The sequence below is a fragment of the Rhodococcus sp. NPDC056516 genome (assembly GCF_042794655.1).
Classification (GTDB): domain Bacteria; phylum Actinomycetota; class Actinomycetes; order Mycobacteriales; family Mycobacteriaceae; genus Rhodococcus_F.
On sequence record NZ_JBHTTG010000013.1, the window covers coordinates 21,828 to 46,101 of the forward strand.

The 24,274-nt window shown below is 63.2% G+C and carries 27 protein-coding genes; 7 read left to right on the forward strand and 20 right to left on the reverse strand.

All coding sequences use genetic code 11. The features are described 5' to 3' along the window. Positions 1-19: 19 nt before the first annotated feature. Together ACFQ6Y_RS29955 and hisI are read right to left on the reverse strand one after the other, a co-directional pair. Positions 20-313 carry a DUF1905 domain-containing protein gene (locus tag ACFQ6Y_RS29955; RefSeq protein WP_378640407.1) on the reverse strand — a complete coding sequence of 98 codons (294 nt, stop codon included), beginning with the start codon at positions 311-313 and terminating at the stop codon, positions 20-22. Positions 314-322: 9 nt separating this feature from the next. Continuing rightward, positions 323-667 (reverse strand): phosphoribosyl-AMP cyclohydrolase, encoded by a 345-nt coding sequence (hisI, locus tag ACFQ6Y_RS29960; RefSeq protein ID WP_378449583.1) that lies wholly within the window; start codon positions 665-667, stop codon positions 323-325. Positions 668-767: 100 nt separating this feature from the next. Here hisI and ACFQ6Y_RS29965 point away from each other — a divergent pair, with 100 nt between their 5' ends. Continuing rightward, positions 768-1,289: a universal stress protein gene (locus ACFQ6Y_RS29965; protein ID WP_378547943.1), complete on the forward strand. Its 522-nt coding sequence runs from the start codon at positions 768-770 to the stop codon at positions 1,287-1,289. 22 nt (positions 1,290-1,311) lie between these two features. Here the strand turns inward: ACFQ6Y_RS29965 and ACFQ6Y_RS29970 are convergent, their stop codons facing one another. After that, on the reverse strand, positions 1,312-2,793 hold the full coding sequence (locus ACFQ6Y_RS29970; RefSeq protein WP_378640413.1) for a flavin-containing monooxygenase: 1,482 nt from the start codon (positions 2,791-2,793) through the stop codon (positions 1,312-1,314). A 103-nt stretch (positions 2,794-2,896) separates the two neighbouring features. Here ACFQ6Y_RS29970 and ACFQ6Y_RS29975 point away from each other — a divergent pair, with 103 nt between their 5' ends. Then, positions 2,897-3,514 (forward strand): TetR/AcrR family transcriptional regulator, encoded by a 618-nt coding sequence (locus ACFQ6Y_RS29975; RefSeq protein ID WP_378640481.1) that lies wholly within the window; start codon positions 2,897-2,899, stop codon positions 3,512-3,514. Here the strand turns inward: ACFQ6Y_RS29975 and hisF are convergent. The 11 genes from hisF to ACFQ6Y_RS30030 form a co-directional block, all read right to left on the reverse strand. Further along, complete coding sequence (gene hisF, locus ACFQ6Y_RS29980) at positions 3,511-4,284, reverse strand: imidazole glycerol phosphate synthase subunit HisF (RefSeq protein WP_095969965.1); 774 nt, start codon at positions 4,282-4,284, stop codon at positions 3,511-3,513. The genes ACFQ6Y_RS29975 and hisF overlap by 4 nt on opposite strands. Next, positions 4,281-5,114, reverse strand: coding sequence for an inositol monophosphatase family protein (locus ACFQ6Y_RS29985; RefSeq protein ID WP_378449586.1), 834 nt, complete (start codon positions 5,112-5,114; stop codon positions 4,281-4,283). The genes hisF and ACFQ6Y_RS29985 overlap by 4 nt, the downstream gene beginning before the upstream one ends. A 9-nt stretch (positions 5,115-5,123) precedes the next feature. Further along, complete coding sequence (priA, locus tag ACFQ6Y_RS29990; protein ID WP_003942371.1) at positions 5,124-5,858, reverse strand: bifunctional 1-(5-phosphoribosyl)-5-((5-phosphoribosylamino)methylideneamino)imidazole-4-carboxamide isomerase/phosphoribosylanthranilate isomerase PriA; 735 nt, start codon at positions 5,856-5,858, stop codon at positions 5,124-5,126. Positions 5,859-5,877: 19 nt separating this feature from the next. After that, complete coding sequence (locus ACFQ6Y_RS29995) at positions 5,878-6,129, reverse strand: hypothetical protein (protein WP_378640417.1); 252 nt, start codon at positions 6,127-6,129, stop codon at positions 5,878-5,880. Continuing rightward, entirely contained in the window at positions 6,126-6,761 is a 636-nt protein-coding gene (gene hisH / locus ACFQ6Y_RS30000) for an imidazole glycerol phosphate synthase subunit HisH (RefSeq protein ID WP_003942389.1), read from the reverse strand. Before hisH ends, ACFQ6Y_RS29995 begins: the two co-directional genes overlap by 4 nt. A gap of 9 nt (positions 6,762-6,770) precedes the next feature. Continuing rightward, positions 6,771-7,892 (reverse strand): MFS transporter, encoded by a 1,122-nt coding sequence (locus tag ACFQ6Y_RS30005; RefSeq protein ID WP_378640484.1) that lies wholly within the window; start codon positions 7,890-7,892, stop codon positions 6,771-6,773. Between the two features lie 65 nt (positions 7,893-7,957). Further along, positions 7,958-8,107, reverse strand: coding sequence for a hypothetical protein (locus tag ACFQ6Y_RS30010; RefSeq protein WP_230813421.1), 150 nt, complete (start codon positions 8,105-8,107; stop codon positions 7,958-7,960). Then, positions 8,104-8,718, reverse strand: coding sequence for an imidazoleglycerol-phosphate dehydratase HisB (gene hisB / locus ACFQ6Y_RS30015; protein ID WP_003942383.1), 615 nt, complete (start codon positions 8,716-8,718; stop codon positions 8,104-8,106). Before hisB ends, ACFQ6Y_RS30010 begins: the two co-directional genes overlap by 4 nt. After that, positions 8,715-9,857, reverse strand: a complete 1,143-nt coding sequence (locus ACFQ6Y_RS30020) for a histidinol-phosphate transaminase (protein WP_378538689.1) — start codon at positions 9,855-9,857, stop codon at positions 8,715-8,717. Before ACFQ6Y_RS30020 ends, hisB begins: the two co-directional genes overlap by 4 nt. An 11-nt stretch (positions 9,858-9,868) precedes the next feature. Further along, complete coding sequence (gene hisD, locus ACFQ6Y_RS30025) at positions 9,869-11,191, reverse strand: histidinol dehydrogenase (protein WP_378547931.1); 1,323 nt, start codon at positions 11,189-11,191, stop codon at positions 9,869-9,871. A gap of 151 nt (positions 11,192-11,342) precedes the next feature. Next, positions 11,343-11,888 carry a hypothetical protein gene (locus tag ACFQ6Y_RS30030; protein ID WP_378538693.1) on the reverse strand — a complete coding sequence of 182 codons (546 nt, stop codon included), beginning with the start codon at positions 11,886-11,888 and terminating at the stop codon, positions 11,343-11,345. A gap of 70 nt (positions 11,889-11,958) precedes the next feature. Between ACFQ6Y_RS30030 and ACFQ6Y_RS30035 the strand changes: the two genes are divergently transcribed. The 3 genes from ACFQ6Y_RS30035 to ACFQ6Y_RS30045 all read left to right on the forward strand — a co-directional run bounded on the left by ACFQ6Y_RS30035 (position 11,959) and on the right by ACFQ6Y_RS30045 (position 17,090). Next, positions 11,959-15,213, forward strand: coding sequence for an arabinosyltransferase domain-containing protein (locus ACFQ6Y_RS30035; RefSeq protein ID WP_378640487.1), 3,255 nt, complete (start codon positions 11,959-11,961; stop codon positions 15,211-15,213). A gap of 127 nt (positions 15,214-15,340) precedes the next feature. After that, positions 15,341-16,594, forward strand: a complete 1,254-nt coding sequence (locus ACFQ6Y_RS30040; RefSeq protein WP_378640490.1) for a glycoside hydrolase family 1 protein — start codon at positions 15,341-15,343, stop codon at positions 16,592-16,594. A gap of 46 nt (positions 16,595-16,640) precedes the next feature. Further along, positions 16,641-17,090 (forward strand): hypothetical protein, encoded by a 450-nt coding sequence (locus tag ACFQ6Y_RS30045; RefSeq protein WP_378640419.1) that lies wholly within the window; start codon positions 16,641-16,643, stop codon positions 17,088-17,090. Here the strand turns inward: ACFQ6Y_RS30045 and ACFQ6Y_RS30050 are convergent. Beyond that, positions 17,068-17,871 carry an AraC family transcriptional regulator gene (locus ACFQ6Y_RS30050; protein ID WP_378640422.1) on the reverse strand — a complete coding sequence of 268 codons (804 nt, stop codon included), beginning with the start codon at positions 17,869-17,871 and terminating at the stop codon, positions 17,068-17,070. The two genes, ACFQ6Y_RS30045 and ACFQ6Y_RS30050, sit on opposite strands and share 23 nt — an antisense overlap. A gap of 93 nt (positions 17,872-17,964) precedes the next feature. Here ACFQ6Y_RS30050 and ACFQ6Y_RS30055 point away from each other — a divergent pair, with 93 nt between their 5' ends. Continuing rightward, a complete protein-coding gene (locus ACFQ6Y_RS30055) occupies positions 17,965-18,768 on the forward strand; it encodes a sulfite exporter TauE/SafE family protein (RefSeq protein WP_378640424.1) in 804 nt (267 codons plus the stop codon). On the opposite strand, the gene ACFQ6Y_RS30060 is transcribed toward ACFQ6Y_RS30055, so the two are convergent. Then, positions 18,765-19,370 carry a dihydrofolate reductase family protein gene (locus tag ACFQ6Y_RS30060; RefSeq protein ID WP_378640426.1) on the reverse strand — a complete coding sequence of 202 codons (606 nt, stop codon included), beginning with the start codon at positions 19,368-19,370 and terminating at the stop codon, positions 18,765-18,767. The genes ACFQ6Y_RS30055 and ACFQ6Y_RS30060 overlap by 4 nt on opposite strands. Continuing rightward, positions 19,364-20,020 carry a nitroreductase family protein gene (locus tag ACFQ6Y_RS30065; protein ID WP_378640428.1) on the reverse strand — a complete coding sequence of 219 codons (657 nt, stop codon included), beginning with the start codon at positions 20,018-20,020 and terminating at the stop codon, positions 19,364-19,366. Before ACFQ6Y_RS30065 ends, ACFQ6Y_RS30060 begins: the two co-directional genes overlap by 7 nt. Positions 20,021-20,132: 112 nt before the next feature. On the opposite strand from ACFQ6Y_RS30065, the gene ACFQ6Y_RS30070 reads away from it, so the two are divergent. Next, positions 20,133-20,762, forward strand: coding sequence for a LysE family transporter (locus tag ACFQ6Y_RS30070; protein WP_378449596.1), 630 nt, complete (start codon positions 20,133-20,135; stop codon positions 20,760-20,762). 21 nt (positions 20,763-20,783) lie between these two features. Here ACFQ6Y_RS30070 and ACFQ6Y_RS30075 read toward each other — a convergent pair whose 3' ends face one another. The 3 genes from ACFQ6Y_RS30075 to ACFQ6Y_RS30085 are packed head-to-tail and all read right to left on the reverse strand — an operon-like array spanning position 20,784 to position 24,180. Further along, a complete protein-coding gene (locus tag ACFQ6Y_RS30075) occupies positions 20,784-21,455 on the reverse strand; it encodes a DUF1345 domain-containing protein (RefSeq protein WP_378538706.1) in 672 nt (223 codons plus the stop codon). A gap of 53 nt (positions 21,456-21,508) precedes the next feature. Continuing rightward, a complete protein-coding gene (locus ACFQ6Y_RS30080) occupies positions 21,509-22,828 on the reverse strand; it encodes a lipase family protein (RefSeq protein WP_378640430.1) in 1,320 nt (439 codons plus the stop codon). Positions 22,829-22,848: 20 nt separating this feature from the next. Then, positions 22,849-24,180, reverse strand: coding sequence for a class I SAM-dependent methyltransferase (locus tag ACFQ6Y_RS30085; RefSeq protein WP_378547908.1), 1,332 nt, complete (start codon positions 24,178-24,180; stop codon positions 22,849-22,851). Positions 24,181-24,274: the final 94 nt, after the last annotated feature.

Sequence of the window (24,274 nt, forward strand, 5' to 3'; positions counted from 1 at the left end):
CTCGGTTCGAGCGAAACTTTCAGCTCAGTCGCTGCTGTAGATGTACTGATACTTCTTCTCCAGCGGCGCTCTTGCCGATCGCCTTGCAGAGTGCCACGCGCAGCGGAAGCCAGTGAGGTCCGTCGCCGGAGGGCATCAGCGTCGCCTCGAAGGGATGCTCACCATCGAGGGTCCCCACCACTTTGACAGCGCGTCTGGTTCCCAGAAGTTCCGCCGAGCCGGGCACGGTCAAGAACATTGCGAACGCCCCGTCTTTCTCGATGGGTGAGGTGAACGAGTAGTCGAGCGGTTGTGGAGTCTTGTCAGTGGCCATGTCGCGTCACTACTGAGCGGCGAGCAGGACGTCGGTGTCGAAACACGTGTGAGTGCCTGTGTGGCATGCGGCGCCCTCCTGATCGACGATCAGCAAGACGGAATCGCCGTCACAATCAAGGCGCACCTCGTGTACGTACTGGGTGTGCCCGGAGGTCTCCCCCTTGACCCAGTACTGCTGCCGCGAGCGCGAATAGTACGTCCCCTTACGGGTTTCCAGTGTTCGCGCGAGCGCTTCGTCGTCCATCCACGCGACCATCAGCACATCACCGGTCGACTTCTCCTGCGCAACCGCGCTGAACAGTCCGGCGTCGTTTCGCTTCAGCTTCGCCGCGATTGCGGGATCAAGGCTCATATGACGTTTATACCTTCCACCTGTGACTTCCGTGGAATTCCCCTGCACGGCCGCCCTAGAATGGAAGTTCCTTCGCCGTCACCGTGGAAGAAGATCCGACATGAACCATCAGCATCATGACGGTCCGCACCCGGAGTACACCTGCCATCTCGCGAACCCGAGTACCGATCGCGTCCGAACCCGCCACATCGTTCTCGGCATCGGCCCAGGTACTACCAGCAAGAATGTACTCAGCTACGCACTGACGCTTGCCGCCAAGGAGGATTCAGCCCTCCACGTCGTTCACTGCATCACGTCCGAGGACCTGCCTGTCGAAACCGACTCACCACAATTCGAAACACGCCTGCACGACGAGATGGCGGCGCAACGCGAGCAGACAACCTCGACACTCGCCTCACACACCGACGTCTGGACGTACGACTGCACCTACGGAGATCCAGCCGGTGTCATCCTCGCGACAGCGGACAAGTACGACGCCTTCACCATCGTGATCGGCTCACCGCGAAAAGGCGCTGCCTCCGCGGTGAGCCAACTGATTCACAGTTCGGTCTCTTCCCGGCTGAACCGGCAGAACCGCTATCCCGTGATATCGGTTCCCGCCGGCGTCAGATCAGCCAGATAGCCGAACATCGGCACGTGTCCGCCTAGACGATCGAATAGTCGTCGAGCGGAAAGCGTTTCGCTTCGATGAAAGCGTTGCGTGTCGACGTGGGCCGCAGGATCGCAGCCTCACCGTGCTGATTGAAGTAATAGCTTCGCGCGGTCTGGCAACTGCCGCCGTAGAAGACGGAGTCCGCCAAGTTCTCTGTCATCCGGTCGAGGAACTCGGCGTTGGCAGTTTCGGTGACCTCGAATGTTTCCGCGCCGCGCCGTTTCACCTCGCCGAACAGTCGATCCATGTGCTGCATCTGGGATTCGATCGTCGTGAAGTAGGACAAACCGCTGTACGAGTAGGGACTGGCGAGCGTGAGGAAATTGGGAAAGTAAGGAACCGCGACGCCTTCGTAAGCCTGGAAACGGTTGTCACGCCACCACTTACCGAGGTTTCTGCCCTCGCGCCCGATAACCTCGATGGCCGGAAAGTTCACGTCCCAGAGGTTGAAGCCTGTTGCCAGCAGCAAGGTGTCGATCTCGGTCTTGCGGCCGTCGGCCGTGACGATTCCGTCGGCAGCAATGTGGTCGATCGACGTCGTTTCGAGATGCACGTTGTCTTTGGTGAACGTACGGAAGTAGCTGTTGGAGAACGTGGGCCGCTTGCACCCGAAGTCGTAGTCCGGTGTGAGTTGCTTGCGCAGGGTCGCATCTCGGACCTGGGACCGCAGGAATGCGCGCGATGCGGCCGACGCACCCTTGTTCAACAGTTTGACCTGCTTGTAATGCAGGACTGCGCTGACCATGATCATTTCGAGAATCGACGAACTGACGGCGCGGGCGATTCGCTGTGTGAGCGGAATGCGCGAGAACAGCTTCTGCACTGCATGCGGGATGGGGACGTCGATCTTGGGTACCACCCAGATCGGCGTGCGCTGGTAGACGGTCAACTCTGCGGCCTGACGTGCCACCTCGGGAATCAACTGCACAGCGGTAGCACCGGTTCCGATGATTGCGGTCTTGGTGCCGGACAGATCGTAGGAATCGTCCCAGGCAGTGGTGTGAATGATCTTGCCGGCGAAGTCGTCGATACCGGAGATGTCCGGCCGATGCGGTTGCGACAGGAAACCCGTCGCAGTCAGGAGGTACTTGGTAGTGATGTCCGGCGCCCCCTCGACGGATACGACCCAGTGCGAGGAATCCTCGTCCCAGCGGGCTCCGTCCACCACGGCACCGAACGTCATGTGCTTGCGCAGGTCGTATTTGTCTGCGACGTGATCGGCGTACTTCTTGAGTTCGGCGCCCGGCGCAAAGAGCCTGGACCAGTTCGGATTGGGCTCGAACGAATACGAGTACGTGACCGACGCGATGTCGACAGCCAACCCGGGATAGCGGTTGACGTGCCACGTTCCACCCAAATCATCCTCGCGCTCGAGGATGGCCAGCTTGTTCAGGCCCAGCCGCTTGAGTTGAATGGCCGCACCCATTCCGCCGAAGCCCGCCCCCACCACTACTGCGTCGTACTGCAATGCCATCGGAGAATCCCTCTCATGAACTACGCACTCATGAACTGCACATCAGAAAATGACATGCCATTCCGTTATGGAGAACGGTATCATTCCTGACGTGACGAAGGCCATGACCAGAGCGGAACGAAAAAAGGCGGAATTACGCCGCGAGATCATCGACGCATCGTTCGAGTGCTTCGCCGAGCGCGGCTATCACGCAACCGGAATTGCCGACATCGCAACAACTCTCGGAATCGGCCACGGGACCTTCTACCGGTACTTCGAGAACAAGCGCGACATCATCGACCACGTCATCGACGACCTGATCGCCAAGATCATCCGCGCACTGGCCACCGAGAATTCACCTGACGCAGCAAGCACTCTGGACGAGTACCGCGCTCAAGTGGGACGGATCGCCGAAGCACTCCCCCGCATCTTCTTCGACGACCCACGCATTCCGCGGGTGCTGCTTTTCGAGACGACGGGCGTCGACGCCGATCTCACCGGCCGGATGCTCGATCTACTCGATCAGTCGGCATCGTTGACAGCGGCGTACCTGCACCACGGAGTCGAATGCGGCTATCTACGCGCCGACCTCGACGTCGACAACACTGCACAGGCCGTCAACGGCATGATGCTGGCAAGTGCGATTCAAGGATTGCGAGCCGATTCGTCCGTCGACTGCACGGCATTGAACCAGGCCATCAGCCGCCTCATGTTCGACGGAATCCGCGCCGAGAACGCCTAGCGAACGACGATTCCCTCGGCACGCATCGCATCCTTGACCTGCGGGATGCTCAGATCGCCGAAGTGGAAGACGCTTGCTGCGAGAACTGCGTCCGCGCCCGCTTCGACAGCCGGGGCGAAGTGCTCGACCAGGCCGGCGCCGCCACTCGCGATCACCGGTACGTGGACCGCTGCACGGACAGCGCGGATCATCAGCAGGTCGAAGCCGGCCTTGGTGCCGTCGGCATCCATCGAGTTCAGCAGGATCTCCCCCACTCCCAACTCCGCGCCACGCTCGGCCCACTCCACCGCGTCGATCCCGGTGCCGCGTTTGCCTCCGTGTGTGGTGACCTCCCAGCCCGACGGAGTATCCGGCTGCCCCTGGGGAACGGTGCGGGCATCGACCGAGAGGACGATGCACTGCGAGCCGAAACGCTCACTCAGTTCCTTGAGCAGTTCTGGGCGCGCGATCGCCGCGGTATTGACGCTGACCTTGTCGGCACCGGCACGCAGCAGACGATCGACGTCCGCGACCGTGCGCACTCCGCCGCCGACGGTCAGAGGAATGAAAACCTGCTCGGCAGTGCGACTTACGACGTCGAGCATCGTGCCGCGATCCGACGTGGAGGCGGTCACGTCCAGGAAGGTCAGTTCGTCGGCGCCCTGAGCGTCGTACGCTGCCGCGAGTTCCACCGGATCTCCGGCGTCGCGAAGATTCTCGAAATTGACACCCTTGACCACTCGTCCGGCGTCGACGTCGAGGCACGGAATCACACGAACTGCGAGGGTCATGACTGTGGTCCTCCTGAGGACGAAGCGCGCGGATCACCGAGCGCGTTGAGGATATCGAGAATCTCACCGTGGATGCCCGGAGCGGCGGCGAGCACCGACTCCGATTCTACGGTCCACGGATTGCCGGCCAGATCGGTGACCACCCCGCCCGCACCGCGAACGAGTGCGACCCCGGCCGCGTTGTCCCACGCGTTGCGGCCGTAGACGATCGCACCGCCTAGGATTCCGGCCGCGGTGAAGGCCAGATCGACTCCGGTGGAGCCGTGTATCCGGATCCGCGAAGACACCTTGCTGATCTCGGCGAGCAGGTCGAGTCGGAAGCTACCGGGGATCCGGCCACGACTGTTGACGTTGAGTGCGCCCAAGCCGACGATCGACGACGCCAGATCGGTCGGCTCCAGTGGCGGCACGGCGATTCCGTTGACCAACAACGGACCGCCCGCGCGAGTGGCGTACGTGTGACCGATCAACGGAAGCCAGGTCAATCCGAGCACCGGGACACCGTCGTCGAGCAGCGCCAACAGCGTTCCGGCAGTAGGCAATCCGGCCGAGTAATTGAAAGTGCCGTCGACGGGGTCGAGAACCCAGACAAGTCCCGAACCGACGTCGGGGCCACCGAATTCCTCGCCGTGCACCTCGATGCCGGTCTGCTCGAACAACTCCGCGCTCAACCGCTTCTCCAGCGCGAGATCGACCTCGGTGGCAAAATCGCCCCAACCCTTGCGGACCGCGCTCGGGGCACCGACACCGGAGACGAACTGATCGTGGACGCCGTCGAGAAGCCGACCCGCAATCGCGAGAAGTTCGTCGAGGTCACGCGTCGGAGTCATCTGGAAAATCTATCCGGAAACTGCTGCCAGTGCTTCGGGGAGAGTGAAGCGACCCGCGTAGAGCGCCTTGCCGACGATCGCGCCTTCGACACCCTGATCTACCAGGCTGGAAATAGCGAGGAGATCCTCGATGGTCGACACACCGCCGGAGGCGACGACGTGCGCGTCGGTGACCGCGCAGACCTGGCTGAGAAGTTCGAGATTGGGCCCGGTGAGCGTGCCGTCCTTGGAGACGTCGGTGACGACGTAACGGGTGCAGCCGTCACGGTCCAAACGCGCGAGGGTCTCCCACAGATCCCCGCCGTCGGTGACCCAGCCGCGACCACGGGTGCGGTACTGGCCGTCGACGAGACGAACATCGAGGCCGACGGCGATCTTGTCGCCGTACTTGGCCAAGGCACGTGCACACCACTCGGGATCTTCGATTGCGGCGGTACCGAGGTTCACGCGAGCACAGCCGGTGGCCAGCGCAGCTTCCAGGGAGGCGTCGTCGCGGATTCCTCCGGAGAGTTCCACCTTGACCGTCAGGTCCCCGATGACGCCGGCCAGCAGTTCGCTGTTCGATCCACGCCCGAAAGCGGCGTCGAGGTCGACGAGGTGCACCCATTCGGCACCGTCGTTCTGCCAGGCAAGAGCGGCGTCGCGGGGCGACCCGTAACCGGTCTCACTTCCCGCCTCTCCTTGCACGAGGCGAACAGCTTCACCGTTGACGACATCTACAGCAGGCAAAAGGACCAGGCTCACGTGCGGTAACCCTAGTAGGTCAGGACCTCGAACCGTCCTCCGGGTCACCGAACGCTTTTCGGGTCATCCGCTTGGATACGACGCCCATTGCCGCAATCGCGGCGACGACCCCCACGAGACCGATCACGAGGCCGACGCCCGGCGATGGTTTGAGCACAACGATGACGACCGTGGCGACCGCCAGCGCAGCCACCGCGGCGCCGAGCGAGAACAACGCCAGACGAGCGAGGGAGAAATCGTCGCCGCGGTTCGGTCCGGGTCCCCCGGTCACAAACTCTGCACCCAATTGCTCAGCAACTCGGCGCCTGCATCGCCGGACTTCTCGGGGTGGAACTGCGTCGCGGACAACGCACCGTTCTCGACGGCAGCGAGGAACTTTCCACCGTGATCGGCCCACGTCAGCTTCGGGGGCGCAATGTGCTCGGACGGCGCGAGTTCCCAACTCTGCACGCCGTACGAGTGGACGAAGTAGAAGCGGGTATCGGCGTCGATACCCTTGAACAGGGTGCTGGACTCCGGAGCCTCCACGGTGTTCCAGCCCATGTGCGGCAGGACCTCTGCTTGCAGCCTCTCGACGGTGCCGGGCCATTCGCCGCAGCCCTCCGCCTCGACACCGAATTCGACCCCCCGGTCGAACAGAATCTGCATGCCGACGCAGATGCCCAGCACCGGTCGGCCACCGGCCAGGCGTCTGCCGATGATTCGGTCACCCTGGACTGCACGCAGACCTTCCATGCAGGCCGCGAACGCGCCGACGCCGGGCACCACCAGACCGTCCGCCGCCAGTGCCACCTTCATGTCGTTGGTCACCTCCACCTGCGCCCCGGTGCGCGCCAAGGCGCGAGTGGCCGAATGCAGGTTGCCGGAGCCGTAATCGAGTACAGCAATCGTGGAAGCGCTCATGCCCCAACTCTATCGGGCAACCCTGGCGCCGATCACTTTGCCGCCCGCGGCCAGTGCCGGGAGGAGGGCAACAACTACCGCGGACACCGCGAACACCCACGCATAGCCGGCTGCAGTAGCCACGAATCCCAACGCCAGCGCTCCGATTCCGGTGCCGGCGTCGTAGCCGATGTTCCAGATCGCGCTCGCGGATCCGAATTGCCTCGGGCCGGCAGCCTGAAACGCCATGACCAACGATTCGTTCTGCACCGCACCGAACCCGAGCCCGAAAAGGACCGCCGCGCAGAACAAGACCGGCGTCGAACCGCCGTCCACGTTGATCGCGAACAGCACCAATCCGATGGTCGACGACGCCAATGCCGGTGCGAGTGTCCGACCACTGCCGAGACGATCGGCGATCAGTCCCGCCGAGTACCGGCCGACCAACATCGACCCACTGGCCGTCGCCAACACCACACCTGCAACGGCCGCACGCTCCGAAATTGCGATCGGCAGCAGCGACGACAATCCGCCGAACGACGCGGACACGCACGCCAAAGCGAGCACCGGAACCAAGACTGCGAACACGCTCAACCGAGCGGATTCCCCGGTGGGCTGGGCGAAGATCTTCGGTAACCGGGCGATGGCCACCAGTGCGAGTGCCGGGATCAGCGCACCGAGAACGAATACCGGTGTCGCCGACCACCGCTCCATGAGCGCAAGCCCCAGCGGCAGCCCAGCCATCTGCGACGCTGCGATCGCGATCCCCTGAGCGCCCGTGGCACGGCCGAGAATTCGCTTGGGCGCCAACTCCGCCACCAGTGCACTCCCGGCCACCGTCAGCATGCCGAAACCGATGCCACGCACAGCCGAAACGGCCAGGACAGGACCGGCGTCGGCCGAGATCAAGAGCACCAACGACGGCGGACCGAGGAGCAGACACCCGACCGCAAGCACGCGCCGGTAACCCTGCGTCCGCAACAACCGAGGCACGAGCAGTTGGGTCAAGACCGTGGCCGCCATGAAGACACCGGTCACCGATCCGGCAAGCGCATCCGATCCACCGGACTGCGCAACCAGCAACGGCACCACCGGCAACAGCAACGACCAGCCGCCGAAAGCTGCTGCCGCCATGATCAGGACACCGACCATGCCCGGAGTACGAAGCAACCCCGGACCCGCCTCTTTCCCCGTCACAGACGCAGTAACTCTTCGCGTCACAGACGCAGTGCGCCCGCTACCGCGGCCAGAACCGCCATCGCGAGGAGGATTCCCGACGCCAGCTTGTTGACCTTGAACATCGAGTAGGCGCCGCCCACAGCAATTCCCGCACCGATGAACAGCAGATAGGTGAAGAGGACGCTCACAGTGTGCCCTTCGTCGACGGCACGCCGCTCACGCGCGGATCCGGCTCGACCGCCTCGCGCAGAGCGCGCGCAACGGCCTTGTACTCGGCCTCGGTGATGTGGTGCTGATCGCGACCGTACAGAACCCGAACGTGCAGTGCGATACGCGCATTCAAGGCGATCGACTCGAACACGTGACGATTGATCACCGCGTGATACGGCACGCCCGGGTACCCGCCGATGACGGAATGCACCATGTAGTCGGGCTCGCCGGTGTGCACGCAGTACGGGCGACCGGAGACGTCGACCGACGCGTGCGCCAGCGTTTCGTCCATCGGGATGAAGGCGTCACCGAAACGACGGATGCCCTTCTTGTCGCCGAGAGCCTGGCCGAGCGCCTGGCCGAACACGATCGCGGTGTCCTCGACGGTGTGGTGAGCGTCGATCTCGACGTCACCCTTCGCCTTGACGTCGAGATCGAAGCTGGCGTGCGTACCCAACGCGTTGAGCATGTGGTCGAAGAACGGAACGCCGGTGGAGACGTCGACGATGCCGGTCCCGTCCAGATTCAGTTCGACGACGATGCTTGATTCCCGAGTTGTCCGTTCGATCCGCGCGATGCGATCGCTCATGCCGTCTCTCCTGAATTCGTGTCGACCAGCTGGGTGCCTGCGATCTCGTCGCTGGCCTTGATGAACGCGTCGTTCTCGGCCTCGAGCCCCACGGTGGCCCGCAGATACCCGGGGATGCCGATGTCGCGGATGAGAACTCCGCGGTCGAGGTATTCCTTCCACGCCTGCGCACTGTCGGTGAACTGACCGAACAAGATGAAGTTCGCGTCGCTGGGAATCACTCTGAAACCGGTGTCCGCCAGTGCCTTCGACACCCGATCACGCTCGGCCGACAGGGCATGGACGCTGCCGAGGGTCTCGTCGGCGTGACGCAGGGCCGCGCGCGCCGCCGCCTGCGTGACCACCGACAGGTGATACGGCAAGCGCACCAACAACAGTGCGTCGATGAACGCGGGCGCGGCGGCGAGGTAGCCGAGTCGGCCACCGGCAAACGCGAAAGCCTTGCTCATGGTGCGGGTGACAACCAGCTTGGCCGGGAACTCGTCGATCAGCGTCATCGCACTCGGCGCAGCAGAGAACTCCGCGTACGCCTCGTCGACGATCACGATGCCCGGCGCCACGTCGAGGATGCGTCGCAGTTCCGCGATGCCGACGCTGTGTCCGGTCGGGTTGTTGGGGCTGGTCACGAACACGACATCGGGCCGACGTTCACCGATTACGGTGACGGCAGCATCCACGTCGAGTGCGAAATCGTCCCGACGGAAGACCTCGACCCACTCGGTATCGGTACCGTCGGCGATGATCGGGTGCATGGAGTACGAGGGCACAAATCCCATCGCGCTACGTCCCGGACCTGCGAACGCCTGCAACAACTGCTGCAGAATCTCGTTCGATCCGTTTGCCGCCCAGAGGTTGTCGACGGTGACCGGCACTCCCGTCTGCTTCGACAGGTACGCAGCGAGATCCGTCCGCAGAGCCACGGCATCGCGGTCGGGGTAGCGGTGCAGTTCTTTCGCGGCCTCGCGCACGGACTCGGCGACGTCGTCGATGAGCGCCTGCGTCGGCGGATGCGGGTTCTCGTTGGTGTTCAGCTGAACCGGAACCGTCAACTGCGGCGCGCCGTACGCCGACTTGCCACGCAGGTTCTCACGAATCGGAAGTGCGTCGACCGAAATCGATCCTCCAGGAGCACTATTCATCGCAGAGCTACTCATCGCAACGCCTCGAATCGCAGGCGCACAGCTTCACCGTGCGCGGGCAGGTCCTCGGCATTGGCAAGCGTGATGACGTGTCCGGCAACATCTTTCAGAGCCGACTCGGAGTAGTCGATCACGTGGATCCCACGAAGGAACGTCTGCACACTCAGACCGGAAGAGTGACGCGCACACCCAGCCGTCGGCAGAACATGGTTGGAGCCGGCGCAGTAGTCGCCGAGGCTGACCGGCGCCCATGGGCCGACGAACACGGCACCAGCACTGGTGACCTGAGCTGCGACACCGGTTGCGTCCTCGGTCTGGATCTCGAGGTGCTCGGCCGCATAGGCGTTGACGACGCGCAGACCGGCGGAAACATCGGAGACCAGCACGGTGCCCGACTGACTGCCGGTCAGTGCAGTAGTGACGCGCTCGCGGTGCTTGGTGATCTCGAGCTGCGCGGCCAGAGCTTTGTCGACAGCGTCGGCCAATTCGACGCTGGTGGTGACGAGGACGCTGGCAGCCATGACGTCGTGCTCGGCTTGGCTGATGAGATCGGCGGCAACGTGAACCGGATCAGCCGTGTGGTCGGCGAGGATCGCGATCTCGGTGGGTCCGGCCTCGGCGTCGATGCCGACCAGGCCACGGCACAGACGCTTGGCGGCGGTGACGTAGATGTTGCCGGGACCGGTGATCAGGTCTACCGGCACCAACTCGGAGCCATCGGTATCGGTTCCGCCATAAGTCAACAGGGCGACGCCCTGGCCGCCGCCGACAGCCCACACCTCGTCGACGCCGAGCATGGCTGCCGCGGCAAGGATCGTGGGGTGCGGCAACCCACCGAAATCAGCTTGAGGGGGCGAGGCGACTACGAGCGATCCGACGCCGGCAGTCTGAGCCGGGACGACGTTCATGACAACGCTCGACGGGTACACGGCATTGCCGCCGGGGACGTACAGCCCGACGCGCTCGACCGGAACCCACCGCTCGGTGACCGTGCCGCCGGGGACCACCTCAGTGACGGTGTCCCTACGACGCTGATCGGCGTGCACCTTGCGGGTGCGCTCGATCGCAACCTCGAGGGCTTCCTTGACGGCCGGGTCGAGTTCACGAAGTGCGCGCTCGAGCTCTGCAGCCGGAACCCGCACCGAAGACGGACGAACACCGTCGAACTTCTCGCCGAATTCGAGCGCGGCTTCTGCACCGCGATCACGAACGGCTTCGACCATCGGGCGAACCTGATGCAGTACCGCGTCCACATCCACTCCACCTCGGGGAAGCGCGGCGCGAAGTTCGGCCGTGGATGGGGTACGACCACGCAGGTCGGTGCGGGCAAGCATGAGAGTTCCTCTCGTACGCAAACGGGGTGCCTGTGCAAGCGGGCGCAAACCGTCCGGCATTACAGGCCTGAACAACGGGCCCGAAACACAGAACTGACGTCAATTATCCAGGATAGGCGCACCCCATTTTTCACCGGTCCACCTGCGACGCTCACTGCAGGTCCGGCGCCCGCCGCCTGGCAAGTTCGATCAGCTCGTCCCTTCGAGGTGTTGCCACCGAGATTTCACGGCCGTCATGCAGACGAAAGCGGACCCCGTCGCCGGGAGACGCGAGAATTACCCGCATCCCAGGGCCGGTCATCCGATAACCGATCCCGGAGCCCATCCCGATATGGACCGGAGTTGCCGACACAACTTCGTCCCACCGAAAAACCTGACGCAGCCCTGGAGACAGCGCGATCGTCAGCCGTTCGGCGTCTGTGGTGATGATCACGCGCACCTTCCACATGTACGTGGCCAACCCGAAGCAAAGGGTTGCGGACAACACAGCCCCGACGTAGCCCGCCGGGTCGCGTTGCACGATCACCGCGAACCCGCAGACAATCACCAAGATAATTCCGAGGACGACGCACAATGCGACCGTCGACCGCCGCAGTAGTGGGCTCAGCGGAATGGACTCGTGAACTTCGTGCACAGCACCCCCGCCTCGATCGCCGACAACCCCACCCCCGAGGAACGAGACCGGGAACACGACCATCCCATTACTCCCGCTTTTATAACAAATACGTCACGCACAGATAGGGTCCAAAGTCGTGACAGACAGTGACGTGGCCACGACCGCACCTCCGGCCTTGCCGACCCCCGAGCGATCCAGCGGACCGAACCGAGCGCGGATCGTTGCGATTGTCGCATCGATCCTCGGCATAGTTTTATGCGGATCGGTTCCGTTCCTGCCGATCGAACAGGACACCGCCGCTGTCAACTGGCCGCAGTCCGGATCGACGGCGAGCGTCGAGGCGCCATTGGTCTCGTACACACCGCTGCGTATGGAGGCATCGATTCCGTGCGCGTCGATCAACGAGTTGACCGCCGCCGGCGGAACACTCGTCTCGACTGCTCCCCCGGGTGCCGCCGACGCGCGGCGCTACGGATTTGTCGCCACGGTCTCCCCCGAATCCGCTGACGCCCCCGCCCGGGTGGACGTGGTCCTACGCGATCAAGTGTTGCTCTCGACGCCGGTCGCTGATCTGCCGAGTGGATGCGCGCTCACACTGTCAGCCGAGCCGACCCGAACCACCTTCAGCGCCACCGGTTCCGAACCGCGCGTCATCGAGGGCGACAGCCGGCCACAGGTGGTCGGCGTCTTCAGTGACCTCGATTCGGCAGCAGCCGGTTTGAACGTCTCGATCGAGACAGACTCTCGCTTCACGTCGAGCCCGTCGATGATCAAAACCCTCGCCATGATTCTCGGGGCGCTCACGGCTGTCGTTTCCCTCTTCGCTCTGCACCGTCTCGACAACCGCGACGGCCGGGGCACACGCAAATTCCTGCCCGCCCGATGGTGGAAGTTCACCGTCCTCGACGGCGTCGTGGTCGGAACTCTGGTGCTGTGGCATTTCATCGGCGCTACCACGACCGACGACGGCTACCAGTTCACGATGGCCAGGGCGTCCGAGCAATCCGGCTACATGTCCAACTACTTCCGGTGGTTCGCAGTCCCCGAAACCCCGTTCGGGACTCCGTACTACAACATCCTCGGACTCCTGGCGCACGTCAGCACTGCAAGCCCCTGGGTGCGCCTGCCTGCTCTGCTGGCGGGCATCATCACCTGGCTCGTCATCAGTCGGGAGGTCGCGCCTCGACTCGGCGCCGCAATCCGCGGAAACCGGCTCGCCCTCTGGACCGGTGCGCTCGTCTTCCTCGCATTCTGGCTTCCCTTCAACAACGGACTTCGCCCCGAACCGATCGTCGCTCTCGGCGTCCTGCTGACGTGGTGCTCGATCGAACGCGCCGTCGCGACGAGACGCCTTCTACCGGTCGCTGTCGCGATTCTGATCGCCGGATTCACCTTGACTGCCGGGCCCTCCGGCCTCATCTGCTTCGCCGCACTCATCGCCGGCATACGCCCGATCATGCGCATCATCATCGAACGTGCGCGCACCACCGGTTATGTCGCAGCTGTCGGGCCACTGTTGGCTGCCGGACTCTCGATCCTCATCCCCGCGTTCGGCGATCAGAGTCTGGCCGCCGTCATCGAGATGCAACGCGTCCACTCGATCTCGCCGAATCAGCCCTGGTTCGACGAGTACCTCCGCTATCAGTACCTCTTCAACATCTCCGTCGACGGTTCCCTGACCCGCAGATTCGGTGTGTTCGTCATGGTTCTGTGCCTTGGCGTCTGCACCGCGATGATGCTGCGCAAGGGCGGTCGGATTCCCGGTCTGGCCGCCGGTCCGTCACGCCGCGTCGTGGGGCTGACGATCGGCGCACTGCCACTGCTGATGTTCTCGCCGACCAAGTGGACCCACCACTTCGGAATCTTTGCCGGACTCACCGCCGTTCTGGCGATGATGACGGCCGTCGCCGTGGGAACGAAACTCCTACGCTCGCCGCGCAATCGGGCCCTCTTCGCGGCGGCAGTCCTGTTCCTGCTGGCGGTCGCGTTCACCGGCAGCAACAGCTATTACTACGTGTCCAGCTACAGCGTTCCGTGGTGGGACAAGCCGGTGTCGATCGGCGGACTCGGTGCGAGCACCGTCCTCCTCGGGCTGACCGTGCTGATGCTCGGCGTCGCCGCGTGGTACTTCTTCCGTGAGCCGTACACCGCCGGGAAGGAACCGTCCGCGAAGCACGCTCGACTGCTTGCCATCTCGCCACTGACGATCGCCGCAGGTGCCATGGTCCTCTTCGAGGTGCTGTCCATGTCCAAAGGCGTGATCACCCAATACCCGGCCTACTCGGTGGGCCGCGCGAACGTCGACGCCGTTCTCGGCCAACACTGCGGACTCGCCAACGACGTTCTGCTCGAAACCGATCCGAACTCCTCGATGCTGACCCCACTCTCCGGCAACGTTGCCACGGCGCTCTCCGCAGGTGGGGCGACAGGATTCGATCCGAACGGTGTCGCCTCCGACCTTCGAGCCGACAAGGAAGCCACGGCTACCGGCGGCGCGAACACCGTCGACACCTCCGAGGACACCGCCGGTAACTCGGCCGGAACCGGTGGTGGCGCCGGACAGACCGGAGTCAACGGCAGTTCGGTCGCGTTGCCGTTCGGCCTCGACCCGGCGACAACACCGGTCATGGGCAGTTACGGTCAACCCTCCCCCGGCACTCTGATCAGCGACTGGTACCAACTCCCCGACGTGGGTGAAGACGCAACCCGTGGCGACATCATCTCCATTGCAACGGCTGGTCGTGTCCGATCGGTCGACAAGGACGGAATCGTCACCTACGGCCAGAACGTCGAGGTCGAGTACGGCACAGCGCGCGGCGTCGACGACGCGGAAGCAGACGATGTGGAGACACTCGGAAAAATCGCGCCCCTCGACATCGGGCCGGCACCGTCATGGCGGAACCTGCGAGTGCCACTGGATCAGATTCCCGTCGAAGCCAACAGCATTCGACTTGTCGTCAGCGACTACGACAGCAAGGCCGACCAATGGGTGGCCGTTACCCCGCCGCGCGTTCCGAAGACCCAGAAGCTCAACGACGTCGTCGGCTCGCAGACGCCCGTCATGCTGGATTGGGCTGTCGGCCTGGCATTCCCGCGCCAACGCCCCTTCGATCACCGGGTCGGAATCGCCGAGGTCCCCGAGTACCGGATCCTTCCCGACCATTCCGGCGCGCTCGTGACGAGCGCATGGCAGGACCACTACGGCGGTGGACCGTTGGGGTGGATCGATCTGCTGCTCAGCGCTCAGACCATTCCGTCGTACCTCGACAACGACTGGGCTCGCGACTGGGGTTCGATCGAGAAGTACACACCGATCGATCCGAGTGCAGTGCCTGCCCAGATCGACGAAGCGACCGTTCAGCGCTCCGGGACGTGGAACCCGGGATCGATGACCATGGTTTTCTGAGCGGCAGGGTGACTGAATGATGCGGTCCAGTCGCGGGCGGATCGGACGAAACGCCTGCGACTGGACACTTGTATGACTTAGTCTCCCAGGCATGGGAGCCCTGTCACGGTCTATTACGCCTGCACTGATGGCACTGGCGTGCCTGCTCGGGGCGCTCGCCTTTCCCGCCCGCGCCTCCGCTGAGGTACCGGATGACTTCCTCTGGGGCGTTGCCACCTCCGGATTCCAATCGGAAGGATCGTCGCCGGACAGCAACTGGTCTCGATACTCCGACTCCGGACGAACCCACGACAAGATCGGTGACTCGGTCGACTTCCGTCATCGCTACGCCGAGGACATCGACCGGGCGGCTGATCTGGGATCGAAGGTTTTCCGATTCGGCGTCGAGTGGGCGCGAGTTCAGCCCGCCGCCGGGAGCTGGAACGAGACCGAATTCGCCTACTACGACGACGTGGTGACGCACATCCGCGCGCAGGGCATGACTCCGATGATCACGCTCGACCACTGGGTGTATCCGGGATGGGTTGTCGATCAAGGCGGATGGACAAATCCGAAGACCGAAGCCGACTGGCTGGTCAACGCAGAGAAGGTAGTCGAGCGGTACTCCGGGATCGGTGCGCTGTGGATCACGATCAATGAGCCGACTGTGTATGTTCAGCGCGAATTGACCTACGGCGGAATCGCTCTCACCCAGGCACCGTCGATGTTCGACTCGTTGGTTCGGGTTCACCGGGCGATCTACGACCGCATACACGTTCTCGATCCCGGTGCTCGTGTGAGCAGTAATTTCTCCTTCATTCCCGGCGTGTCCGAGGCAATAGATTCGGTGTTCACGGATCGAGTGCGCGACAAGCTCGACTTTCTCGGGATCGACTACTACTACGGTGTGGCCCTGAACAATCCGACTGCCGCGTACGCCGCACTCGACGAGTTCTACAACGTCACACCTCAACCCGAAGGCCTGTACGACGCGTTGATGCGTTACTCGGGCAAGTATCCCGAACTCCCCCTCTACATCGTCGAGAACGGCATGCCCACCGACAACGGAGCGCCGCGCGCCGACGGATACACACGCTCGAATCACCTACGAGATCACATCTATTGGATGGAACGCGCCCGAGAAAGCGGCGCAGACGTGATCGGCTACAACTACTGGTCCATCACCGACAACTACGAATGGGGTTCGTACCGACCTCGATTCGGCCTCTACACCGTAGATGTTCTCGGCGATCCCACCGCGACCCGAATCCCGACCGACGGAGTCGACACCTACCGCCGGATCATTCGCGACAACGGCGTCGGCGCCGACTACGTGCCCGTCATGGCCCCGGCTTTCTGCTCGCTCGTCGACCCTCCACGCAGCTGCACGGCTACTCGATGACAGCCGTTCTCCGAATTTCCACCACTCCTCGTCGTTAGGATGCCCCATGCGAACACTGCAAAAGATCGCCGGAATTGCTGCTGCCACTGCTGCCCTGATCCTGGCTGCGGGAGGCGCTGCGACGGCAGCCCCGAACCCGGCCGATTCACCCCGCGAGGCGCAAGCACGCGCCTACATCGACGCCCTCGTCTCCCATGACGTCTCCGATGTTCATTTCGCCCCGGATGCGACCCGCGTCGAAGCCGGACTCAAGACGGGGTTCTCCGGACCACAGATGTCCGCCGACCTCGAAAACGGCATCCAATACCGCGTTATCCAGGGCGTCCGAGACCTCGAGATGTCGGAGGCCGGGGACATCGTCTCGACCACCTACCTGCTGGACGCGGGAATCGGCGGCACTCGCCTCATGACCGTGGAGATTCGTGAAACCTTCGAAGTCCGTGATGGTCTCATCCACGACGTCGTCGCCGACATCATCCCGGTGTCGGTGTCGTGACGCGCGCCCGATAGCTGCTGGGCGGTGCACCCGAGACTCGGGTGCACATCGCCGCGAAGGCAGCCGGCGTCGAGTATCCGAGTTCAGACGCAACGGACGTCACACTGACGCCGGCGGAGAGTTTCGGAAGCGCATGAAGAATGCAGGCACGCTGCATCCACGACGACGCGCTCATCCCCGTTTCCGAGATCAGCAAGCGGTGCAGCGTTCGTTCACTGATGTGGAGTCGCCCGGCCCACCGCGCGGGGGAGTCGTGAATCGACGGGCCTGCGAGATACCGCGTGCACAATGCCCGCAATCCCGGGTGCCGAGGCAGTGGGAGTTCCACAGGTAGGGGTGCAAGATCGCGAAGTTCGTGGAGGATCAGCTGAACTACTGCGGTCTCACGTCCGTGAGCAGAGAAGTCGTCCTCCACGTTCAATTCGACATCCATGTCGACTGAAGCGACAAGTAGCTCGCGTAGTAGCGGCGAGACCGCGACCACTCGGCACCTGACCGGAAACCAGGGAACTGCGGACGGTTCGATGTAGAGGCTTCGTGTGCTGACACCGTCCATCGTCACCGCATGAACGACACCGGCGGGAATCATGACCGCATTGGACGGCAGAACCGTCCACTCACCGTCGTCGGTTTCGACGTTCATCGCACCGTTCACAGCGAAGAGGAACTGGGCTCGCCGATGATCGTGGGCAGCCAGCGCGTGGCCGCGCGGGTAGTCGGTTCCGATGGCGAGAACACTGCGAGGTGAGCGATCGACGTCGTTGATCGGAATGTTGCGCACCCGAGAGAACCTACCGAGTCGGTGTCCGATTGACAATGGAATCTGGCGAACCTTCGAATGTGAGCCAGCAGGGAAATCGCTACCGTTCATCACGTGCTTCACTACGCCCTCATCCTGCTCGCTTTCGGCGCTCTGACCGGAGTCACCACTGTTCTGTTCGGATTCGGTGGCGGGTTCGTCACCGTCCCAGTCGTTTACGCTGCGTCCGCACTTCGGCCGGAGGTCACCGATCCGATGCACGTCGCCGTCGCGTCCTCAGCGGCCGTGATGGTGGTCAATTCACTCAGTGCCACAGTGGCATTCAGGAAATCAGGACGACTTCGGACGGAGTACATCCGACCTCTGATCGGACCCGTCGCAGTCGGAGCAGCGCTCGGAGCGGTTGCGGCGGGCCACGTCGACGACAGCATCGTCCGAATCCTGTTTGTCCTCTATCTCGTCGTGACGATCCTCGACAGCCTTCTGCGGCAAGGGTTTCTGACGCCTCCCGAACCTGACGACCGTCTCGGCCCCAACGGGGTCCGCACAGTCGGGATCGGAATCGGTGCCGTCGCAAGTTTCCTCGGCGTGGGCGGCAGCGTCATGACGGTGCCGATGATGCGACGCGGCGGAGTTCAAATGGCCGACGCCGCCGCGAGCGCCAACCCGTTGAGCCTGCCTGTCGCCGTCGTCGCGACTGCGGTGTACGCGGCGGCATCCGGACACATCTCTGCTTCGGAGCTGTCGGCGGACAGAGTCGGCGCCGTCGACCTTCTGGCCGTCTGCGCGCTTCTCGCCGGCTCTCTGCCTGCGATTGTGCTGAGCCGGCGACTAGTCGGTGCTATTCCGGACCGCGTCCATGCCGGCGCCTACATCGCTCTACTCTGCGTCGTCACGGCAGTGATGGTGGCGGCCTAGCGAACGGCGTACCGCAGGTAGATCACGCCGCCGTCGAAGGTTTTCTCCTCGAGCAGTTGCAGATCAAGCCGCCTTTCCGGGAGAGCTCGCAATCCGCCGCCGATATTGACCGGACACAGGAACAGTCTGACTTCATCGACCAAACCCGCCGCGAAAGCACTAACCGCAACCGTCGGTCCACCGATCGAAATATCTTGTACCGCTTCGCTCTTGATCGAGTTGACGAAGTCTGCATCGAAGCGCGGGACGATCCTGGTGCGCGCAGTCGACACCTCGTTCAGTGTCGTGGAGTACACGATCTTGTCGATTCCACGCCAGATCTGAGCGAACTCGACGGTCGCCGCCTCGATACCTGCAAACTCGTCCGGAACCGACGAACCTCCTGGCACTGACGAACGCCCGAGGTCCTCGGCTGCCATTGTTTCCCAGGGAATCATCGTCTCGTACATCCGGCGCCCGAGCAGGTACGTGCCGACTCCCCTCTCGAGCTCGTTGACAAACGAATGGACCTGCGCGTCGGGAACAGCCCAGTCGAAGTTCCCGTCCCTGTCCGCCACGTACCCGTCGATCGAGCAGATCGCCGAGTAGATCAGGCTCACCATCGGTCCACGTGCAGCACGTTGTCGACGGGTTCGCGCGCGGCAGGTTTGAACGTCTCGCCGGTGAAGTACGCCGTCGGGATCAGAGCCGCCTGATGGAATCCGGCCGGAATGCCCAGCAGCTCGGCAACTTCCGCCTCACGCTGCAAGTGCAACGTTGTCCAGGCCGTACCGAGTCCACGTGCCCGTGCTGCCAGCGCGTAACTCCACGCGGCCGGCAGTAGCGAACCCCACAGACCCGCCTGGTTCCCCTCCGGCAACGTCTTACCCGCCTTGATGCACGGAATGAGGAGAACCGGTACCTCGCCCATGTGCTCACCGAGCCACGCGACGCTCGTGCCTACTCGCTGTTGGATCGGCGCGCGATCGGGGTCGTCGGCGAAGAGCTTTGCCGCCGAACCGTGAGAAGCAAGGTACTCGTCGGTGACTTCCTTGTAGATCAGCCCAACTGCTGCTCGCAGTGCCGGATCTGTCACAACCATCCACTGCCACCCCTGGCGATTCGAACCGGAAGGCGCTTGCAGGGCGATCTGAAGACACTCCTTCACCAGATCCAAGGGCACCGGACGGGTCAGATCCAGACGCTTTCGAACCGTTCGCGTTGTGGTCAGTAATTCGTCGGGTGTCAGGTCGAGCACGGGATACGACGTCATCTCCCGATCATTGCACTGTCGCGAGCCGTGAGCAGGGCAGTCCGTCTACACTTTTCTGATCCCGTACGTGGCTGGTGTATCGGGAGCATTCACGAATCAAAGGACTTTCGACATGAGTTGGCACGTCTGGTTGGCGTTCTTCGGAGCAAGTTGGGTGATCAGCCTGTCACCAGGGGCCGGTGCCATTGCGTCGATGTCGTCGGGGCTTGCCTACGGTCTGCGGCGCGGATATTGGAACATTTTCGGGCTGCAGTTGGGATTGTTGTTGCAGATCGGAATTGTCGCGGCCGGCGTCGGCGCCGTTCTCGCCAGTTCGACCGTGGCCTTTTCCTTGATCAAGTGGTTCGGTGTCGCATACCTCGTCTACCTGGGGATCAGGCAGTGGCGATCGGCGCCCACCGAGGTGGAGACCGACGAAGCCGCCGCGAGCAGTTCCGGTCCGATGATGATGCTTCGCGGATTTCTCGTGAACGCGAGCAACCCGAAAGCCGTCGTTTTCATGCTCGCAGTGCTCCCGCAGTTCCTCGATCCGTCGGCGCCGCTCCTGCCGCAGTATCTGATCATCGCTGCAACCATGTGCGCCGTCGACGTGATCGTGATGACCGGGTACACCGGGCTGGCCGCACGGGTGCTCACCTTGATGCGCTCCCCCAAACAGCAGCGAACCACCAATCGAGTGTTCGCCGGTCTGTTCTTCGGCGCTGCAGGCTTTCTCTCGAGCATCGGCCGCGCGGCGGCTTGATCGGTCACACGGCTTGATCGATCACAGGCCCGCGATCAAATTGACGACCGACGCCACGATCACCGAACCGAACAGGTACGACAGCAATGCGTGCCCGAGCGCCATCGCACGCATGTCCGACGACTTCAAGTTGGTGTCGGAAATCGCGAAGCTCATCCCGACCGTGTACGCCACGTAGGCGAAATCGCTGTACCGCGGCGGTTCTTCCTGATTGAAATCGATTCCGCCGTCGGGGCCGGAGTAATACAGCCGTGCATATCCGAGGGCGAAGAGCGTGTGGACCGCCAGCCACGAGATCACGACGCTACCGACTGCAACCGATGCCGCCACGACTTGGTAGTGATGTCCGTCGGGTGCCGCCAGGAGCAGGAACGCGATACCGACCAGGCTCGCGACGGCGGCGCCGAGAATCAGCAGATGTGCGACATTGCGGGCCGGCTCTTCGCGCGTTGCGTGGCTTGCTGTGAGCGTCGCGTCGAAGGGCCAGACCAGAATCCACGTCCACACCGTGAACACCATCGCCGCCACATCCCAGCCGATCAGAAACGCGAACCGGGGATAGCCGACCAACGCCGTGACGACACCTGCGGCCACACCGAGCAGCAGACCCGTCGACACTCTCAGCGCCGGCCCGGCACCCAGGGCGCTCCGCGGAACCGGCTTGATCGGAAGGTCGTGCGGTCGATCGTTCACGGGCTCAGTCAACCACTGTTAGAAGAGAGACGGTGGTTACGTGACACGGCGACTCAGGCGTTGCACGCGCCGACTATCGGCTTGCCGTTGAATCTGTCCAGCACGTACTGCAATCCGACGCCGAAATCCGCCACCGCCGGTGCGAGATGATTGTTGCCGCTCCCCGGATTCACCGCGGGCAGGGTGTCGGTGAACAACGTCGCCTCGGCCCCACGCGCACACCAGTCCTGAACCAGGCGCCGGGTTTGCTCGTACGGGATGAAATCGTCGTTGAGCGCTCCGTTGACAAGGATCGGCGAGGCCGGGGTTCGACGCCCGATGCGTTGTTCCTCGATCACCTGCTGGATCTCCGGTACCGATTCCACCACGTCGGCAAGGGGTCGTCCGTCCGTGGTCCAAGACGCCGTCGACTGCTTCCCGTATTTGGTTCGGGAATCGATGAGGCATTGCCCAGCTACATCTGCGAGCACGGACCGACCGTAGTCGTTCAGTCGAGATTCGATCGGTTCTCGGGCGGCTGGATAGCGGTCGAGGACGCCGTTGATCGTGTAGCCGATCGCGGCCATCAGACCGGTACCGTCGATATGACGCAGAACGCTTGCCAGGTCGGCCGGGGGCGCGCTCGCGTAGCTCCCGACCAGATTCACCTCAGGCGCGTATTCGGGCGCCAGTTCGGTTGCTGCGGCAGTGGCCCCGCCGCCCTGAGAATGCCCCCAGAGCGCTATCGGATCGTCCGCCCCTGCCTTCGCCAGGGTTCGGGCAGCGCGTGCACCGTCCAACATCGCGTGGGCTTCCTCGGCGCGATTGACGTAGGTGTGGACGCCTGGCGTTCCGAGTCCGATGTAGTCGGTGACAAACACGCGAACGCCCTGGGCGAGGAAAGCGAATGCGAAGGCGGACTCGTAGTTGACACCGACACTGTCCACCCCGGCACCGTAGTTCGACGGATTCCCGGGCTCCGCCAGGCGGAGCTGACCGGCAGTGGGGAACATCCTCGACGGTGCGCACTGATCACCTTGGCCTTGCGTGCCCGGACCGATCACGACTGTCGGGCGCGACCCCGCCCCTGACCACGGGGCGGCCGGTTCCAGATACGAACCCGACACGGCCACCTTGGATCCGTGGGCGTCGGTACTCGCGTACAGGATCCGAGTCCCCACACCAGGCACTGCGCCGACGGCGCCGGCAAGCGGCAGTGGTTCCGTCCGGATCACCGATCCCGGATCACCGACGTCGTCTGGACTCGCGTCGTAGAAATCGCTCACCGGTTCGGCATTCGATATCGGTGTGAACAGCAGCGACGTGGGCAACAGTGCCGAGATCGCCACGGCCGAAATCTTCACTGCCGCGAGGACGACCTTCCGGGTGCTCATGGAAATCCAACGTATAGGCCTCAGTCGATGCGCGGACCGGTTTCGATCTGCGGGACTTCAATCGATCGGTACCAACTCTTACGCGAGCGGGCCATACCGCTGGCCCCCCGATCCCCTGGTTTCACTGCCAGAACCTGATGAATCGTAAGCCTGTGTGGCTCCTCGAAACCCAGCGCACTGGCAGCGAGGTACAGCAACCAGGTTCGCACTCGGGGAGCACCGACCTGTAGGACTGCCGCGTCCCAGTTCTCGCGAAGGTTCTGCACCCACGCTCGCAGCGTCAGTGCGTAATGCTCACGCAACGCTTCGCTGTCACGTGTCTCGAAACCTGAAAGTTCCAGCGCATCAATGGTTTTACTCAGCGGAAGTATCTCGCCGTCCGGGAAGATGTAGCTGTCGATGAAACTGGGTCCGTCTTCGGCCTTGTCCGACAACGACTTCACCGCTGCGATGGCGTGATTGAGCAGACGCCCCTGCGGCACGAGAAGGTCGTAGAGTTTTGCCGTGTACACCGGCAAATTGACCAGGCCCACATGCTCGGACATCCCGATACTCGAAATCGCGTCGTACGGGCCGTCATCGACGTCGCGGTAGTCCTGCACCCGAATCTCGATGCGGTCGGTCAAACCTGCATCGGCAACTCGCCCTTTGGCGTACTCGACCTGCTCGTTACTCAGTGACACCCCGACGACATCGACCCCGTAGTTCTGGGCAGCGTGCAGTGCCATCGATCCCCAACCACAGCCGACGTCGAGCAGTCGCATTCCCGGCTTCAGATCGAGCTTGCGGCAAATCAGGTCCAGCTTCGCGAACTGAGCGGCTTCGAGGGATTCGACCCCCTCCGGCCAGTATCCGCACGAATAGACCATGCTCGACCCGAGAAACAGTTCGTAGAAGCGATTCCCGACGTCGTAGTGATGGGAGACAGTCGCAGAATCGCGCGATTTGCTGTGCCGTTTGCCTCGCTTACGACGCATCTCGATCGACGGGGGTGATGGCGGTAGACCCAGCGCCCCCAAGCCGGCAAAAGTACCGGCGGCGCGCACGATCGAGCGCAACGGCAACGCCGACAATCGATTCTCGCCGAGCCGCGTGACGAGGTCCGGGACGTCGAGGAGCGCAAAGATATCGCCGTCGACGTCAAGATCCCCGGACACGTACGCCCTCGCCAACCCCAACTCGTTGGGAGAGTACAGGACTCGCCGCAATGCACGCCGATTCCGGAAATGCACCTGTGCAGCGGCGTCCGGCGGGCCCGCCTCGGAACCGTCCCAACAACGCACTCGAATCGGAAGCGGAACCCCGATCATGTCCTCGAAAACTGTCAGAATCTTGGTCGCGGCGCCAGTCACAAATCAACCCTCCGACAAAAGATGGTTAGCCGATGACAGAAAACTTACGCCCGATGCGCGAAACTTTCGCGCCATTTGTCCGAGTTTTAGGCAG